Source organism: Rhizobacter sp. (assembly GCF_032229685.1).
Classification (GTDB): Bacteria; Pseudomonadota; Gammaproteobacteria; order Burkholderiales; family Burkholderiaceae_C; genus LMDS01.
The window spans coordinates 1-15,621 of the sequence record NZ_JAVTWP010000048.1 but is presented as its reverse complement, the minus strand read 5'-3'; the positions used below and the strand labels follow the sequence as shown (position 1 = coordinate 15,621).

Sequence of the window (15,621 nt, the reverse complement as noted above, 5' to 3'; positions counted from 1 at the left end):
TTGAATGGGCGGGGAGCGCTATGCCGCTTCCGCGGCGTCGACCACCGCCACCACCAGGCCGCGCTCCACCGTCTGCCCGGCCGCGACCGTCAGGCTGCGCAGCGTGCCGTCGTGTTCGGCGCAGATCTTCAGTTCCATCTTCATCGACTCCATCGACACCACCACGTCGCCGGCGCGCACCGCGTCGCCGACCGCGGCGTGGGTCTGAAGAATCGTGCCCATCATCGGCGTGCGCAGCTCGCCCGAGGTCACCAGCGCCGCAGCGGCCTGGGCCAGGTAGGCGATGGCCTCGAAGATGAACGCGCTGCCCTGGGCCTGCACGAACAGGTTGCCGTCGCGGCGCGCGATGGCCAGGGTTTCGACCGCATCGCCGACGCCGAGCTGCCACAGCCCGCCCTGCGCGCGCAGCGACAGGCGGATGCGCTCGTCATCCACCTGCACCAGCAGTTCACCATCGGCCAGCGGCGCGCCGAAGCGGATCTGGCGCAGCTGTTTTCCTTCGCGCAGCAGCAGCGTCGGCACCGCCGTCACCGGGTCGTCGCCGGCGTGCATCTGCCAGCCGGTGACGTCGGTCGCGGTCCAGGCGCCGTACGAGGCGGCGGTCTGCCGCGCATCGAGCAACCACCAGGCGGCGGCCGCGGCCAGCAGCGTCGTCGGCGCGGGTTCGGCGCGGCCTTGCGCCGTCATCACTTCGTCGACGCTGCGGGTGTGGAAGCTGGCGTCGCGCGTTTGCGGCAACGCGATCAGCTGCTGCAGGAAGCGGCAGTTGGTCGTCACGCCGAGCACGCGCGTGGCGCCGAGTGCGAGCGCGAGGCGGTCGAAGGCGGCATCGCGATCAGGCGCGTGCACGATCAGCTTGGCCAGCATCGAGTCGTAGTACGGCGTCACCACCGAGCCCGCGCGCACGCCGCTCTCGACACGCACGCCGGCGCCGGGGAACTGCACGTCGATGATCTCGCCGGTCGACGGCATGAAGTCGTGCGCGGCATCCTCGGCACAGACGCGCGCCTCGACCGCGTGGCCACGCAGCGTCACGTCGGCCTGGCGCAGCGGCAGGCCCTCGCCGGCTGCCACGCGCAGCATCAGCTCGACGATGTCGACACCGGTGACCTCTTCCGTCACCGGGTGTTCGACCTGCAGCCGCGGGTTCACTTCGAGGAACCAGTGCCGGTCGCCGGCAACGAGGAACTCGACCGTGCCGACGCCGCGGTAGTTCAGCCGCTGCGCGAGCCGCACCGCGTCGGCCAGCATCAGCTCGCGCAGCCCGGCGGGCAGCGGCGCGGCGGGCGCTTCCTCGATCAGCTTCTGGTGCCGGCGCTGCAGCGTGCATTCGCGCTCGAACAGGTGGATGACCTCGCCGCGCCCGTCGCCGGCGATCTGCACCTCGACATGCCGGCCGCGTTCGATGTACGGCTCGACGATCAGCGCCGGGTCGCCGAACGCGCTCTTGGCTTCGCGCATCGCGGTGCCGATGGCATCCGGCAACGCGTCGTGCTGCCGCACCACATGCATGCCCTTGCCGCCGCCGCCCGCGGCCGGCTTCAGCAGCACCGGCAGCGGCAGTGCGCGCGCCCAGGCGGCCACCACCTCGGCGTCGGCGCTGGCTTGCTCGCCGCCGCCGAGCACGGCCACATCGGCCGCACGGGCCTCGGCCTTCGCCGTCGCCTTGTTGCCGAGACGTTCGATGACCTCGGGCGTCGGGCCGATGAAGACCAGCCCGGCGGCCTCGACCGCACGCGCGAACGCGGGGTTCTCGGCCAGGAAGCCGTAGCCCGGGTGAATGGCCTGCGCCCCGCTGCGCCTGGCGGCAGCGATCACCGCGTCGATGCGCAGATAACTTTCGGCCGCCGTGGCGCCACCCAGGCCGATCGATTCACCGATCACCGCCGTGTGCAGCGCATCGCGATCGGCACTCGAATGAACACCGGCCACGGCGATGCCGAGGCGCTGGCAGGTACGGGCAATGCGGCAGGCAATCTCGCCACGATTGGCGATCAGGATCTTGGTGAACATTCAGCGTCCGCTCCAGCGCGGCACGCGCTTTTCGTTGAAGGCCTTGACACCTTCGAGCCGGTCGTCCGACGACACCAGCACGTTGTAGGCGGCGATGTCGAGGGCGTAGCCGGTATGGAAGTCGACCTCGCCGCCGCGCGATGCGGCGAGCTTGGCATAGTGCACCGCCATCGGCGCGGCCAGCACGATCTCGCGCGCCTCGGCCACCGCCACGGCCAGCGCCTGGCCGGTCTCGGCCAGCGTGGTCACCATGTCCCATTGCGCCGCTTGCTCGGCCGAGAAGCGCCGCGCCGTCAGCAGCAGCTGCTTGGCGCGTCGCGCGCCGACGGCGCGCACCAGGTTCTGGATGCCACCGCCGCCGGGCATGATGCCGCGCCGCACTTCGGGCAGGGAGAACACCGCCGTTCGCGCCGCCACGATCCAGTCGCACATCAGTGCCAGCTCGCAGCCGCCGCCGTGGGCGTGACCCTCGACCGCGGCGATCGCGGGGCGCGGAAAGTCCTTCACCGCGAGCAGCACTTCCTCGGCAAGCTGGTGCTGCTTGCGCCAGGCGGCGTCGGTCATGCCATTGCGCTGCTTCAGGTCGCCGCCGGTGCAGAAAGCGCGGTCGCCGGCGCCGCTGAAGATCAGCACGCGCAGGCTGTCGTCGAACGCCAGTTCGTGCAGCGCATTGCGCAGGTCGACGAACATCTGGGTGTTCATCGCGTTCATCACGTCGGGCCGGTTCAGCACCAGGCAGCGGATGCCGTCCTCGGGCGCGGTGCCCGGCGCGGGCTGGATCAGCAGGGTTTCGTAGTCCATCGGGCTCTCAATATGAACGCGGCATGCCCAGCAGGTGCTCGGCCACCTGCGCCAGCACCAGGTTGTTGGAGATCGGCGCGGTGCGGAACAGCCGGCTCTCCTTCCACTTGCGCTCGATGTCGTAGTCGCAGGCCACGCCGTAGCCGCCGAAGGTGGTCATCGCCGCCTCGGCCGCCTCCCAGGCCGCTTCGCTGGCCAGGTACTTGACCATCGTCGCCTCGCGCCCGCACGGCAGGCCGGCGTCGAACAGCGTCGCGGCCTTGTTGCGCATCAGTTCGGCGGCCTCGATGTTCATGTGGGCGCGCGCGATCGGGAACTGCACGCCCTGGTTGGCGCCGATCGGGCGGTCGAAGACGACACGCTCGCTGCCGTAGCGCGCGGCCTTGCCGACGAACCAGTGGCCGTCGCCGATCGCCTCGCTGGCCACCAGCAGACGCTCTGAATGCAGCGAATCCAGCAGGTAGTGGAAGCCCTTGCCTTCCTCGCCGATGCGGTCGTCGTCGGTGAGTTCGAGGTTGTCGATGAAGACCTGGAAGGTGTGGTGGTTGATCATCGTACGGATCGGCGTGGCCTTCAGCGCCGCGCCGGCCTTCTTGATGTCGATCAGGAACAGGCTCAGGCCGTCGGTCTTCTTCTTCACCGCGTCGATCGGCGTGGTGCGCGCGATCAGCAGGTACATGTGCGAGTGGCTGTAGCGCGAGGTCCAGATCTTCTGGCCGTTGACGACGTAGCCGCCCGGCACCTTGCGCGCGAAGGTCTTGATCGCCAGCGTGTTGGAGCCGGCGTCGGGCTCGGTCACGCCGAAGGCCTGCAGCCGCAGGCTGCCGTCGGCGATGCGCGGCAGCGTCGCGCGCTTCTGCGCTTCGCTGCCATGGCGCAGGATCGACGCCATCGTGTACATCTGCGCATGGCAGTGCACCGCGCTGCCGCCGTTCTGGTTGATCTCCTGCAGGATCAGGCAGGCGTCGAGCAGCGGCAGCCCGGCGCCGCCGTATTCCTCGGGGATCAGCGCGGCCAGCCAGCCGGCCTTGGCCATCGCGTCGACGAAGGCTTCCGGGTAGGCGTCGTCCTGCGCGCACTGGCGCCAGTATTCGGGGCCGAAGCCCTTGCACAGGTCCTTGACGGCGGCGCGGATCTGGCCCTGGGTCTCGGTGTAGTCGAAGTTCATGCGGATGTCGGCCTTGTCTGTGTCAATCGACGACGCGTTGCTGTCGCAGCGCCGCCAGTTCATCTGCATGCAGGCCCAGCGCCGTCAACACCTCGTCGGTGCTCGCGCCCAGCACGGGCGGCGGCTGCCCGCTGCGCCCGCGCCGGCCCTGCGAACTGAAGGGCAGGCCCATCGCCTGGTGTTGCGGTGCGCCCGGCAGCGGCAGCGCGCCCAGCATGCCCACCGCCTGCACCTGCTCGTGCGCCAGCATCTGGGCCACGTCGTGCATCTCGCTGCAGGGCGCGCCGGCCGCGCGCAGCGCCGTCACGCAGTCGACGGTGCTGCGCTGCCGGGTGCGCGATTCGAGTTCGGCGTGCAGCGCCTCGCGGTAGCCGATGCGCGCCGACATGTCGATGAAGCGCGGGTCCTGCGCCAGGTCGGGGCAACCCAGCGCGCTGCAGATGCGGCCGAACAGCCGGTCGTTGGCCGCGGCGATGAAGACCTTGCCGTCGGCGCTGTCGAAGAGTTCGTAGGGCGCCATCATCGCCATCGCCGAACCCATCTTGCGGGGCAGGCGCTGGGTCGCCAGATAGTTCGCGACCGGCACCGTCATCCACGACAGACCGGTCTCGAGCAGGCTCGCGTGCACGCGCATGCCCTCGCCCGTGGTGGAGCGGCGCAGCAGCGCGGCCAGGATCGCCATCGTGGCCCACATGCCGGTGCCCATGTCGATCAGCGACACGCCGACGCGCGCCGGCTCGTCACCTTCGTGGCCGCTGACGCTCATGATGCCGGTGAAGGCCTGCATCAGCGGGTCGTAGCCGGGCAGCGCGCGCATCGGGCCGACCTCGCCGAAGGCGCTGATCGCGCAGTACACGAGGCGCGAATTGGCCGGCCGAAGGTGTTCGTCGCCGAGGCCGCGCGCTTCGGCGCTGCCGGGCTTGAGCGAATGCACCAGCACGTCGGCACCGGCCGCCAGGCGCGCGACCAGCTGCTGGCCGGCCGCGCTGTCGAGGTCGATGCAGACGCTCTTCTTGTTGCGGTTCAGCGCCGCGAAGCCGGTCGAGACGCCGGCCACTTCGGGTGGCTTCCACTGGCGCGCATCGTCGCCGCTGCCCGGGCGTTCGATCTTGATGACCTCGGCGCCGAGGTCGCCGAGAGTCTGGGTGCAGAACGGGCCGGCCACGTTCTGCGTCAGATCAATGACGCGGCAGCCCTGGAGGATGTTCTCGAGCATGGGTGGTGTGTTGCCTGCGGCCCTACATCCGGAACACGCCGAAATGCGTGTCGCGCTGCGGCTGGCGGCCCGCCATCTCGAACAGCAGCGCCATCGTGTCGCGCGTTTCGAGCGGGTCGATCACCATGTCGCACCACATGTTGGCGGCGTAGTTGTACGGGCTGGCGAAGGTCTCGAACTGCTTGCGGATCGGCTCCTTGAAACGCTCCTTCTCGTCCTCGGTCCAGCTCGTGCCCTCGCGCTCGTGGATGTTGTCGCGCACCATCGTCATCGTCGTCGCCGCCTGCTCGGGCCCCATCAGCGCGGCGCGGCCGGTCGGCCACATCATCATCACGTGCGGCTTGAAGGGGCGGCCGCACATCGCCAGGTAGGCGGCGGCATACGAGCCGCCGGTGATCAGCGTGTAGCGCGGCACGTTGGCCGAGGCCATCGCGGTCATGAACTTGGCGCCGTGCTTGGCGATGCCTTCGCGCTCGACCGCCTGGCCGACCATGAAGCCCGACACGTCAGCGATGAAGAGCAGCGGGATGTCGCGCTGGCAGGCCAGCTCAATGAAGTGCGCGCCCTTCAGCGCGCACTCGGAAAAGATCACGCCGTTGTTGGCCAGGATGCCGACCTGAAAGCCCTTGATGCGCGCGAAGCCGCAGATCATCGACTGGCCGAACAGTGGCTTGAACTCCTGCAGCTCGCTGTCGTCGATCAGGCGCGCCAGCACCTCGCGGTTGTCGGTCGGGTGGCGTGTGTCGGCGCTGACGATGCCGTAGATCTCGCGCGGGTCGTAACGCGGCGGGCGGGCGGGCGCCACGTCCCAGCGCTGCTTCGGGCCGGTGCCGAGGTTGGCGACGATGTCGCGCACGATCGCGATCGCGTGGCCGTCGCTCTCGGCAAGGTGGTCGGTGACGCCGCTGATGCGGCTGTGCATGTCGCCACCGCCGAGCGTCTCGACGTCGACCACCTCTTTGGTCGCGGCGAACACCAGCTGCGGCCCGCCGAGGAACATCGCGCCCTGGTTGCGCACGATCACCGCCTCGTCGCACAGCGCCGGCAGGTAGGCGCCGCCCGCGGTGGACGGGCCGTGCACCGTCGCGATCTGCGTGATGCCCTCGCCCGACATGCGGATCTGGTTGTAGAAGATCGAGCCGAACTGACCGTCGTCGGGGAAGATGAAGGCCTGCTCGGGCAGGTTGGCGCCGCCCGACTGGACCATCGTGATGCACGGCAGCCTGTGCTGCCAGGCGAACATCTGCGCCCGCACGTGCTTCTTCGACGTGATGCCGTAATAGGTGCCGCCCTTCACGGTGGCGTCGTGAATCATCAGCATGCACGGCCGGCCGCTGACCAAGCCGACGCCGGTGATGATGCTGCCGCCCGGCGGCACGCCCTCGTACAGGCCGTCGCCGGCGAGCTGGCCGAATTCGAGGAAGGGTGAGCCGGGGTCGAGCACCGCCGCCAGGCGCTCGCGCGGCAGCAGCTGGCCGCGCTCCTTGTGCAGGCGGCGCGCTTTCTCGGGCCCACCCACGAGGGCCCGGGCGCGGCGCGCGTGCAGGTCGGCAATGCGCGCGAGGTAGGCGTCGCGGTTGCGGGCGAAGGTGTCGCTGCCGGGCGAAACCATGGTCGACATCGGCGTCATGCGCAGGCTTTCATCAAAGGGGCGTGGCGTCGGTATGACGCGCGGGACAGACGCGTGCCCACTACGCAGGCACGCTCAGGGCAGCGAAGCGTTGCAGGTGATGGTCGACTCCGCCGAACCAGTTCTGGAACAGCGTCAGACGGCGAAAGTAGTGGCCGATGTCCAGTTCCTCGGTCATGCCGACGCCGCCGTGCAACTGCACGCCCTGCTGCCCGACATGGCGGGCGCGCTCGCCGATCGCCACCTTGGCCGCGGACACCGCGCGCGCGCGTTCGGCGGGCACCGGGTTGTCGGCCTGCAGCGCTGCCAGCAGCAGCATCGAGCGGCTGGCTTCGACCGCGGCGAACATGTCGACCAGTCGGTGCTGCAGCACCTGGAAGCTCGCCAGCGGCGCGCCGAACTGCTGGCGGGTGGCGAGGTACTCGCCGGTCTTGAACAGCACCGCCGTCATCGCGCCCAGCGCGTCGGCGCAGGCCGCGACCGTGGCCAGGTCGACGGCGCGCTCCAGCGTAGCCAGGCCGGCCGCGGGGTCGCCCAACAGGGCAGCGCCGTCGAGCGCCACGTTGTTCAGGTGCAGCTCGCCGGCACGGGCGCCGTCGTAGCGCGCATAGGCCGTCAGGCTCAGCCCCTCGGCTCGGGCCGGGACGACGAACAGGCCGATCCCGTCACGCTCGCCCGCCGCGCCAGCCGTGCGCGCAGCGACCACGAAGGCATCGGCCCACGGCGCTGCGGGGACGCCGGTCTTGTGGCCGGACAGCACCCAGCCCTGGCCCTGCCGGCGCGCGCTGGCGCTCACCCAGGCCAGTTCGTGGCGCGAATCGGCCTCGGTGTGGGCCAGCGTGTAGATGGCCTCACCGGCGATCAGCGGGGGCAGCAGGGCCGCGCATTGCGCCGCGTTGCCGGCACTGGCGATGGCCTGGCCGGCGAGCACGGTGCTGGCCAGGTAGGGCTCGACCACCAGCGACGCGCCGAGCGCCTCGGCGACCTGGATGAGCTCGGGCATCGCACCGAAGCCGCCATGCGCTTCGGGCAGGCCCAGCCCGAGCCAGCCGAACTCGGCAAAGCGGCGCCAGTGCGCGCGGCTCATGCCAGGGTCGGAGGCGATCAGCTGGTTGCGCAGGTCGAAGCGGTATTCGGCACGCAGGTATTTCTGCGCGGCATCGCGCAGCATCTTCTGTTCGGGGGTGGGCGTCAGGTCCATCGCTTGTCTCGGTGCGCCGGCGTCAGGCCCGGTCCTTGCCCAGCATCGACCGGGCGAGCACGGTCTTCTGCACTTCGTCACTGCCGCCGTAGATGGTGGCAGCGCGCAGGAAGGCGTAGCGCTCCATCGCATGCGCGTGGTCGGAGTCCGCGAGCGCGCCGTTCGCATGCCAGGGCCAGGCCTGCTCGGCGCCGATTTCCACGCTCAGCTCCGACAGCGTCTGCTGCACCGCGGTACCCATGATCTTCAGCAACGACGACTCCGGCCCGGGCGCCTTGCCGGCCGCAGTGTCGGAAAGCACGCGCAGGTTCGTGTATTCGAGCGCCATCAGGTCGATCTCGGCCCGCGCAAGCTTGGCGCGCATCGCGGCATCGTCGATCAGGGGCCGGCCGCCCGAGCGCCGCTCGGCTGCCGCGCGGTAGAGATTGGCGAGCGCCGCCTTGCTGTCGGCCACGCCGGCGATGCTGGTGCGCTCGTGCGTCAACAGGTACTTGGCGATCTCCCAGCCCTGCCCCTCCTTGCCCACGAGGTTGGCCATGGGCACGCGCAGGTCGGTGAAGAAGACCTGGTTCAGGTGGTGCTCGCCGTCGATCGAGACGATCGGCCGCACCTCGATGCCGGGGCGGTCCATCTCGATCAGCAGGAAGGAGATGCCTTCCTGCTTCTTGCCGGTGTTCGCGGTGCGCACCAGGCAGAACATCAGGTTGGCCCAGTGGGCGTAGGTGGTCCAGATCTTCGAGCCGTTGATGACGTAGTCGTCGCCATCGGCCACCGCGCTCGTCTTCAGGCTCGCCAGGTCGGAGCCGGCGCCGGGCTCTGAATAGCCCTGGCACCACCAGTCCTCGCAGCGCCGGATGCGCGGCAGGTACTTCGCCTTTTGGGCCTCGGTGCCGAAGGCCATCAACACCGGCCCCAGCATGATCACGCCCATCGACAGGCCGACGGGTGCGTTGGCCGCAGCGCGCTCCAGGTCGAACAGGTAGCGCTGCGTCGGCGTCCAGCCGGGGCCGCCATGCGCCTGCGGCCAGCCGACGACCAGGTAGCCCTGCTCGTCGAGCCGGCGCTGCCACTGCACGATGTCTTCCTTGTTCAGCATCTCGCCGGTCACCACCTTGCGGCGCAGGTGCTCGGGCGTGTTGGCGGCGAACCAGTCGCGCACCTCACGCTGGAACGCGCGGTCGCTGTCGCTGAACGAAAGATCCATGGTGGCCGGCCCTGCAGACAACGATCAGATCGAGATGCCGCCGCCGCAGATCAGCGTCTGGCCGCTGATGTAGTTCGACTCTGGCGTGCACAGCAGGTAGACCGAGCCGGCTGCCTCTTCGGGTGTGCCGCTGCGGCCGAGCGGGATGCTGCGCTCCATCATCGCCAGCAGGTCCGGGTTGACGCCGACCTTGATCTTGCGGCCCTCGACGTCGATGGAAGCGTTGCCGCCGGCCGTGGCCTCGGTCAGACGCGTCTTGATCATGCCGAACGCAACCGCGTTGACGTTGACCTTGTAGCGCCCCCACTCCTTGGACAGCGCCTTCGTCAACCCGATGATGCCGGCCTTGCCGGCCGAGTAGTTGGCCTGGCCGGCGTTGCCGCCGGTGCCGGCGATCGACGAGATGTTGACGACCTTGCGGAAGATTTCCTTGCCGGCGTCGGCCTCGACCTTCGACTGGTGGCGGATGTAGTCGGCCGCCGCGCGCAGGATCTTGAACGGCGCCGTCAGGTGCACGTCGAGGATCGCGTGCCACTGCTCATCGGTCATCTTCTGGACCACGTTGTCCCAGGTGTAGCCGGCGTTGTTGATGATGATGTCCAGGCCGCCGAAGCCGTCGATCGCGCTCTTCACGAACGCCTCGGGGAAACCGTCGGCGGTGATGCTGCCGGCGCAGGCCAGCGCCTGCCCGCCGGCGGCCTTGATGTCGGCCACGGTCTGCTCCGCCGGTGCCGGGTCGAGGTCATTGACGACGACCTTGGCGCCCTCGCTGGCGAGCTTCATCGCGATGGCGCGGCCGATGCCGCGGCCGGAACCGGAGACGATGGCCACCTTGCCTTCGAGCTTCTTCATGAGTTTTGTCCTTGATTGAGATGTTGGAAACGTGCCGGCTGGCGTTTCAGTCCAGCGCGACGAGCGCCTCGCCGGCCAGCGTCACTTCGCCGCTGCGTTTGGCCGCGGTGAGTTCGACGCGGGCGCAGGGTCGACCGTCATGCACGAGCTTCTCGACGACCTTGCCGCTGCACTGGATGCGATCTCCAAGCTGGGTGATGGCCGCGAAGCGCACGCCGTAGCGCAGGATGCGCCGCTGCGGCACCCATTCGGCGAGCGCGCGCGCCAGGTAGGCCATCGACAACATGCCGTGCGCGAAGACGTCCTTCATGCCGGATTTCTGCGCGAAGTCGATGTCGATGTGGATTGGGTTGTGATCACCCGAGGCGCCGGCGAACAGCGCCAGCGTGGTGCGGCTGATGGGTGCCAGCTGCAGCACCGGCATGGCATCGCCAACGGCGACCTTTTGAACGTTGAATGTCATGGTCGGTCCCTTCAGCCGTGGCGGACGACGATGACCGAATGCAGGTCGGCGACATGCTCGCCGAGCTGGTTGGTCACCTTCGTGCCGTTGACGACGAATTCGAGCGCGCCGCCCTTCTTGTCGTAGATGTCGCTGACCTTCGACTCGAAGCGCAGCGTGTCGCCGGCGCACACCGGCGCGTGGTAGTCGAATCGCTGCTCGCCGTGCAGCACCTTGCCGAGGTCGATCTCGAGCGTTTCGATCAGCTTCATGGTCTCGCCCGAGTCGCCCGGCGCGCCGAAGATGAAGGTCGGCGGCGCGACGATGCCGCGGTAGCCGGCCGACTTGGCCGCCGCGTCGTCGGTGTGGATCGGGTCGGTCAGGCCGATCACCTTCGCAAAGAAGGCGATGCGGCCCTTCTCCACGTCCCACAGCACGGGCGGCGGCGCGTAGCCGATGTGTTTCTTGTCGATCATGACGGCATGGTCCTCGGTGTCGCGCCTCAGGCGGCCTTGTAGAGTGTGACGACGCAGGCGCCGCCGAGTCCCAGGTTGTGTTGCAGCGCGACGCGCGCGCCCTTCACCTGGCGCTTGTCGGCGGTGCCGCGCAGCTGGTGCGTCAGCTCGTAGCATTGCGCCAGCCCGGTGGCGCCGAGCGGGTGGCCCTTGGACAGCAGCCCGCCGGACGGGTTGGTGACGACCTTGCCGCCGTAGGTGTTGTCGCCGTCGAGCACGAACTTCTCGGCACCGCCTTCCGGGCACAAGCCGAGGCCCTCGTAGGTGATCAGTTCGTTCTGCGCGAAGCAGTCGTGCAGTTCGACCACGTCGACATCGCCGGGCCCGATGCCGGCCTGCTCGTAGACCTGGCGACAGGCATCGCGCGCCATGTCGTAGCCGACCACGCGCATCATGTCCTTCGAGTCGAAGGTGCTGGCAAAGTCGGTCGCCATCGCCTGCGCGGCGATGCTGACCTGGGTGTTCAGCCCATGCTTCTTGGCATAGGCTTCCGAGCACACGACTGCCGCGGCCGCGCCGCAGGTCGGCGGGCAGGCCATCAGGCGCGTCATCACGCCTTCCCAGAGCATCGGCGAGGCCATCACGTCCTCGGTGCTGACCTCCTTGCGGAACAACGCCAGTGGGTTGTTGACGGCATGTCGGCTGGCCTTGGCGCGAATGCTCGCGAAGGTTTCCAGCTTGGTGCCGTACTTGTCCATGTGGGCCTTGCCGGCGCCGCCGAAATAGCGCAGCGCGAGCGGGATCTCGGGGTGGCCGACGAGTTCGTCGGTGATCTGGTCGAAGTCGTCGAACGGCGTCGGCCGATCGGCGAAGGCGGCCTTGATCGCGCCCGGCTGCATCTGCTCGAATCCGAGCGCCAGCACGCACTCGGCCGCACCCGATTGCACCGCCTGGCGTGCCAGGAACAGCGCCGACGAGCCGGTCGAGCAGTTGTTGTTGACGTTGAGCACCGGGATGCCGGTCATGCCCACCGGGTACAGCGCACGCTGGCCGCAGGTCGAGTCGCCGTAGACGTAGCCGACGAAGGCCTGCTGGATCGCCTTGTAGTCGACGCCCGCATCCGCGAGCGCGAGCCGCGTGGCCTTCTCGCCCATCACGTGATAGGGCTCGCTCGCGCCCGGCTTGGCGAACGGGATCATGCCGACGCCGGCGACGATGACTTTCTGATTCATGGCAAACCTTCCATTGGTTGGGGGAAACTCATACACACGATCGGCAAGAGGCGCGTGTCCTGCGGCAGCAGGATCATCGAAAGTTCATGGCTCATGCTGGTCTCTTGGGCCTTGTCAAACGGGGTGCTTCCGGACCGGCGTCAGCCACATGCGCTCGATCTCGTGACGCTGGATCTTCCCGGTGCTGCTGCGCGGGAACGAGGCCAGCTCGACGACGCGGAATTCCTTCGGCTGCTTGTAGCCGGCGAGTTGCTCGCGGCAGCGCGCGCCGAGTGCGTCGGTATCGGCCGCGGCACCCGGCTTGAACGCGACGAACACGATCGGCACCTCGCCCCAGCGCTCGTCGCGCTGGCGCACCACCGCGGCGTCGGCAACACCCGGCTGCGCCAGCAGCACGCGTTCGATCTCGGCAGGGTAGATGTTCTCGCCGCCCGACTTGATCAGGTACTTGGCGCGGTCGACGAAGTCGAGCGTGCCGTCGTCGCGGCGCACGAACAGGTCGCCCATGTGGAACCAGCCGCCGCGGAAGTCGTGTGCGTTGACCTCGGGCGCGTTCCAGTAGCCCGAGAACAGCGTCGGCCCGCGCACCGCTGCCTCGCCCGGCGTGCCCACCGGCACGTCCCTGTCGTCGGCATCGACCAGGCGCACGCGGCAGAAACCCGATTCGCGCTTGGCTAGGCTGGTCGGCACGACCCCGGGCGTGAGCCTGGAGCCCGAGGCCGGCGCCAGGCCGGTTTCGGTGGCGCCGAAACTGTTGATGTAGGGTGCGTTCAGCAAGCCCGTCAAGTCGGCGATCTGCTGCAGCGGCACCAGATCGGCCATCGCACCGACCACGCTCACGCCGCGCGGCCGGGTCGCGTTGCGTCGCAGGCCGTCGATCAGCAGGTCGATCATGCCGGGCATCGCCACCAGCCAGCCGATGAGTTCGCGCTCGACCGTCGCGCACAGCCGATCGATGTCGAGCCCGTCCTGCACCACCACCTTGCCGCCGATCATCAGCGTGGCCAGGCTGAAGTCGGTGGCCGCCATGTGGAACAGCGGTGACCAAGCCACGTAGCAGTGCTCGGCGCCGATGCCGTATTCGCCGGCGAAGCACATCGCCCGCGCCACCATTGCGCGCTGGCTGATCACCGCGCCCTTGGGCATGCCGGTGGTGCCACTGGTGTAGAGGATCACCAGCCCCTGCTCGGGGTCGACGTCGTGCTGCGGGTCCTGGGCCGGCATGCCCGCCAGCAGCGTGTCGAACTCGCGGTCGATGTCGATCACGTCGGCGACGCCGTGGTCGAGGCGCGCCAGCGTCGGCGCGTAGCGCGTCGAGACGAATACCGTGCGCGGCGAGACCAGGCGCAGGCAGTGGATCAGCTCGATGTCGGAGAGGCGCCAGTTCAGGCAGGCCACGATCACGCCGAGCTTGGCCGCGGCGAGCTGCAGCAGCAGGTATTCCCGGCGGTTCTCGGCCAGGATGGCGATCCGGTCGCCGGCCGCCGCGCCGCGCCGCAGCAAGGCCTGCGCGAGCTGGTTGACACGTTGATCGAGCGCGCGATAGCTCAACGCGCCGAGCGCGTCTTCGATCGCGGTCGCGTCGGCACGCGTGGTGGCCTGCTTGCGCAGCAGGTCCGCCACCGTCAAGGGGTGCGCGCCGATTTCCGTTGCCATGCCAGACCGCCGTGCTCCGGTTGCGGCGCCATCCACTCAGCACCGAGGGATCGAAGTCTACCTAACGCTTGACAGTCTTACAACACGCGCATACCCTGCATGGCTGTTGATCGCTTGGTCGGGCCGCCGTTCCAGTTGATCCTGTTCGCCGATCCCATCGCTCCCGACCACCATGCCCGAAACACGCTCCAGCCGCTTCACACTGTCGCCCGACGATCAGGCGGTGCTCGAAGCCGCCGACCGTTTCGCGCGCAAGGAACTGGCGCCGCTGTCGCGCCGCATGGACGACGAGGAGTGGTGGCCGCCCGAGGCCTTCGCCAAGATCGGCGCGGCCGGCTTCATGGGTGCGACCGTGCCACCCGAGTACGGCGGCGCCGGCATGGACTTGTTCAGCTCAGGGCTGGTCTGCCAGGCCTTTGCGCGCTGGAACCCGGCCATGGCCCTGTCCTGGGCCGCGCACGACAACCTGTGCGTCAACAACATCTTCCGCAATGCCAGCGAAGCGCAGCGCCGCCAGTACCTGCCGGGCCTGTGCAACGGCACCCAGATCGGCGCGCTCGGCCTGACCGAGCCCGGCGCCGGCTCCGACGCGCTGGGCAGCATGCGCACCACCGCGCGCCGCGACGGCGACCACTTCGTGCTCAACGGCGGCAAGCTCTACATCACCAACGGCCCGGTCGCCGATGTGCTGCTGGTCTATGCCAAGACCGCGCCCGAGCGCGGCGCCAAGGGCATCTCGGCGTTCATCGTCGAGAAGAACTTCCCGGGTTTCAAGGTCGCGCAAAAGCTCGTCAAGATGGGCTTTCGCGGCAGCCAAACCGGCGAGCTCGTGTTCGAGGACTGCCGTGTGCCGGCCGCCAACCTCGTGGGCGCCGAGAACGAAGGCGTGAAGATCGTGATGAGCGGGCTCGATCTCGAGCGCGCGATCGCGGGGCAGATCTGTGTCGGCATCTGCGAGCGTGCGTTGCAACTGAGCGTCGAGTTCGCCAAGACCCGCGTGCAGTTCGGCAAGCCGATCGGCAGCTTCCAGATGGTGCAGGCGCTGCTGGCCGAGATGTACACCGAAACCGAGGCGATGAAAACGTTCGTCTGGCGCACCCTGGCCGAGGTCAACGAACTCGAGATCGGCGGCGGCGGCCGCGGCGAGGCCCACAAGCTCACCGCCGCGTCGATCCTGTTCGCCGGCGAGGCCTGCAACCGCGTGCTGAACAAGGCCCTGCAGGTTCACGGCGGCGGCGGCTACATCTGGGAGTCCGAGATCAACCGCCTGTTCCGCTGCATCAAGATCCTCGAGATCGGCGCCGGTACCTCCGAGGTGCGCAAGATGATCATCGCCGAGGAATTGCTCAAGGGCTGACGACCGCAGGGACCGCAGCACCATGCAGGCTGCGGACCTGAACCCACAAGAATGGAGAAAGATGCAAGCGACGACTGCCTCCCGGTTCGAGCGGCGAGGTGCCACGGCGTGGATCACGCTGGACCGGCCCGACGCGATGAATGCCCTGTCGGACACGATGTGCCGCGAATTGCTCGCCGCCATCGCACGGGTCGAGCATGACCCGGAAGTTCGCGTACTGGTACTCACCGGCGCCGGTCGCGCTTTCTGCGCCGGTGCCGATCTCAAGGGCGTGTTCGAGAACGCCGGCTCCGGGCCCGCAGCGGACGACGCGATGAGTGCCTTCCTCGATCTGATCGGCGGCATGATCGAGCGCCTGCGCGCGCTGCCGAAGCCGACCATCGCGGCACTCAAC

General features: G+C 68.8%; 14 protein-coding genes. 2 read left to right on the top strand and 12 right to left on the bottom strand.

From position 1 onward, the window contains the following. Window positions 1-18 precede the first annotated feature (18 nt). From AC30PD_RS23640 to AC30PD_RS23585, 12 genes are all read right to left on the bottom strand, one after another. Window positions 19-2,013, bottom strand: a complete 1,995-nt coding sequence (locus AC30PD_RS23640; protein ID WP_489538158.1) for an acetyl/propionyl/methylcrotonyl-CoA carboxylase subunit alpha — start codon at window positions 2,011-2,013, stop codon at window positions 19-21. Then, window positions 2,014-2,814, bottom strand: coding sequence for an enoyl-CoA hydratase/isomerase family protein (locus AC30PD_RS23635; protein WP_489538157.1), 801 nt, complete (start codon window positions 2,812-2,814; stop codon window positions 2,014-2,016). It lies immediately after the preceding gene. Window positions 2,815-2,821: 7 nt separating this feature from the next. Further along, window positions 2,822-3,982, bottom strand: a complete 1,161-nt coding sequence (locus tag AC30PD_RS23630) for an acyl-CoA dehydrogenase family protein (protein WP_489538258.1) — start codon at window positions 3,980-3,982, stop codon at window positions 2,822-2,824. A gap of 22 nt (window positions 3,983-4,004) precedes the next feature. Further along, window positions 4,005-5,198 (bottom strand): CaiB/BaiF CoA transferase family protein, encoded by a 1,194-nt coding sequence (locus AC30PD_RS23625; RefSeq protein WP_489538156.1) that lies wholly within the window; start codon window positions 5,196-5,198, stop codon window positions 4,005-4,007. A 22-nt stretch (window positions 5,199-5,220) separates the two neighbouring features. Then, window positions 5,221-6,828, bottom strand: coding sequence for an acyl-CoA carboxylase subunit beta (locus AC30PD_RS23620; RefSeq protein WP_489538155.1), 1,608 nt, complete (start codon window positions 6,826-6,828; stop codon window positions 5,221-5,223). 61 nt (window positions 6,829-6,889) lie between these two features. Further along, entirely contained in the window at window positions 6,890-8,029 is a 1,140-nt protein-coding gene (locus tag AC30PD_RS23615; protein WP_448169633.1) for an acyl-CoA dehydrogenase family protein, read from the bottom strand. A 22-nt stretch (window positions 8,030-8,051) separates the two neighbouring features. Then, window positions 8,052-9,233 (bottom strand): acyl-CoA dehydrogenase family protein, encoded by a 1,182-nt coding sequence (locus AC30PD_RS23610; protein WP_448169634.1) that lies wholly within the window; start codon window positions 9,231-9,233, stop codon window positions 8,052-8,054. A 24-nt stretch (window positions 9,234-9,257) separates the two neighbouring features. Beyond that, entirely contained in the window at window positions 9,258-10,085 is an 828-nt protein-coding gene (locus AC30PD_RS23605) for an SDR family NAD(P)-dependent oxidoreductase (RefSeq protein WP_448169635.1), read from the bottom strand. 46 nt (window positions 10,086-10,131) lie between these two features. Next, window positions 10,132-10,548 carry a MaoC family dehydratase gene (locus AC30PD_RS23600; RefSeq protein ID WP_489538154.1) on the bottom strand — a complete coding sequence of 139 codons (417 nt, stop codon included), beginning with the start codon at window positions 10,546-10,548 and terminating at the stop codon, window positions 10,132-10,134. Window positions 10,549-10,559: 11 nt separating this feature from the next. Further along, entirely contained in the window at window positions 10,560-11,003 is a 444-nt protein-coding gene (locus tag AC30PD_RS23595) for a MaoC family dehydratase N-terminal domain-containing protein (protein WP_489538153.1), read from the bottom strand. Between the two features lie 26 nt (window positions 11,004-11,029). Continuing rightward, on the bottom strand, window positions 11,030-12,214 hold the full coding sequence (locus AC30PD_RS23590; protein WP_489538152.1) for a lipid-transfer protein: 1,185 nt from the start codon (window positions 12,212-12,214) through the stop codon (window positions 11,030-11,032). A 114-nt stretch (window positions 12,215-12,328) separates the two neighbouring features. Beyond that, a complete protein-coding gene (locus tag AC30PD_RS23585) occupies window positions 12,329-13,870 on the bottom strand; it encodes a class I adenylate-forming enzyme family protein (protein WP_489538151.1) in 1,542 nt (513 codons plus the stop codon). A gap of 172 nt (window positions 13,871-14,042) precedes the next feature. On the opposite strand from AC30PD_RS23585, the gene AC30PD_RS23580 reads away from it, so the two are divergent. Both AC30PD_RS23580 and AC30PD_RS23575 read left to right on the top strand, forming a co-directional pair. Beyond that, window positions 14,043-15,227, top strand: coding sequence for an acyl-CoA dehydrogenase family protein (locus AC30PD_RS23580; protein WP_489538150.1), 1,185 nt, complete (start codon window positions 14,043-14,045; stop codon window positions 15,225-15,227). A 22-nt stretch (window positions 15,228-15,249) separates the two neighbouring features. Next, window positions 15,250-15,621 (top strand): enoyl-CoA hydratase/isomerase family protein (locus tag AC30PD_RS23575; protein WP_489538149.1); only part of this gene is annotated, 372 nt, incomplete at its 3' end.

Excerpts from the sequence above, each read along its gene's own strand:
- AC30PD_RS23640 (WP_489538158.1), bottom strand. The coding sequence starts at position 2,013 with ATGTTCACCAAGATCCTGATCGCCAATCGTGGCGAGATTGCCTGCCGC.
- AC30PD_RS23635 (WP_489538157.1), bottom strand. The coding sequence starts at position 2,814 with ATGGACTACGAAACCCTGCTGATCCAGCCCGCGCCGGGCACCGCGCCC.
- AC30PD_RS23630 (WP_489538258.1), bottom strand. The coding sequence starts at position 3,982 with ATGAACTTCGACTACACCGAGACCCAGGGCCAGATCCGCGCCGCCGTC.
- AC30PD_RS23625 (WP_489538156.1), bottom strand. The coding sequence starts at position 5,198 with ATGCTCGAGAACATCCTCCAGGGCTGCCGCGTCATTGATCTGACGCAG.
- AC30PD_RS23620 (WP_489538155.1), bottom strand. The coding sequence starts at position 6,828 with ATGACGCCGATGTCGACCATGGTTTCGCCCGGCAGCGACACCTTCGCC.
- AC30PD_RS23615 (WP_448169633.1), bottom strand. The coding sequence starts at position 8,029 with ATGGACCTGACGCCCACCCCCGAACAGAAGATGCTGCGCGATGCCGCG.
- AC30PD_RS23610 (WP_448169634.1), bottom strand. The coding sequence starts at position 9,233 with ATGGATCTTTCGTTCAGCGACAGCGACCGCGCGTTCCAGCGTGAGGTG.
- AC30PD_RS23605 (WP_448169635.1), bottom strand. The coding sequence starts at position 10,085 with ATGAAGAAGCTCGAAGGCAAGGTGGCCATCGTCTCCGGTTCCGGCCGC.
- AC30PD_RS23600 (WP_489538154.1), bottom strand. The coding sequence starts at position 10,548 with ATGACATTCAACGTTCAAAAGGTCGCCGTTGGCGATGCCATGCCGGTG.
- AC30PD_RS23595 (WP_489538153.1), bottom strand. The coding sequence starts at position 11,003 with ATGATCGACAAGAAACACATCGGCTACGCGCCGCCGCCCGTGCTGTGG.
- AC30PD_RS23590 (WP_489538152.1), bottom strand. The coding sequence starts at position 12,214 with ATGAATCAGAAAGTCATCGTCGCCGGCGTCGGCATGATCCCGTTCGCC.
- AC30PD_RS23585 (WP_489538151.1), bottom strand. The coding sequence starts at position 13,870 with ATGGCAACGGAAATCGGCGCGCACCCCTTGACGGTGGCGGACCTGCTG.
- AC30PD_RS23580 (WP_489538150.1), top strand. The coding sequence starts at position 14,043 with ATGCCCGAAACACGCTCCAGCCGCTTCACACTGTCGCCCGACGATCAG.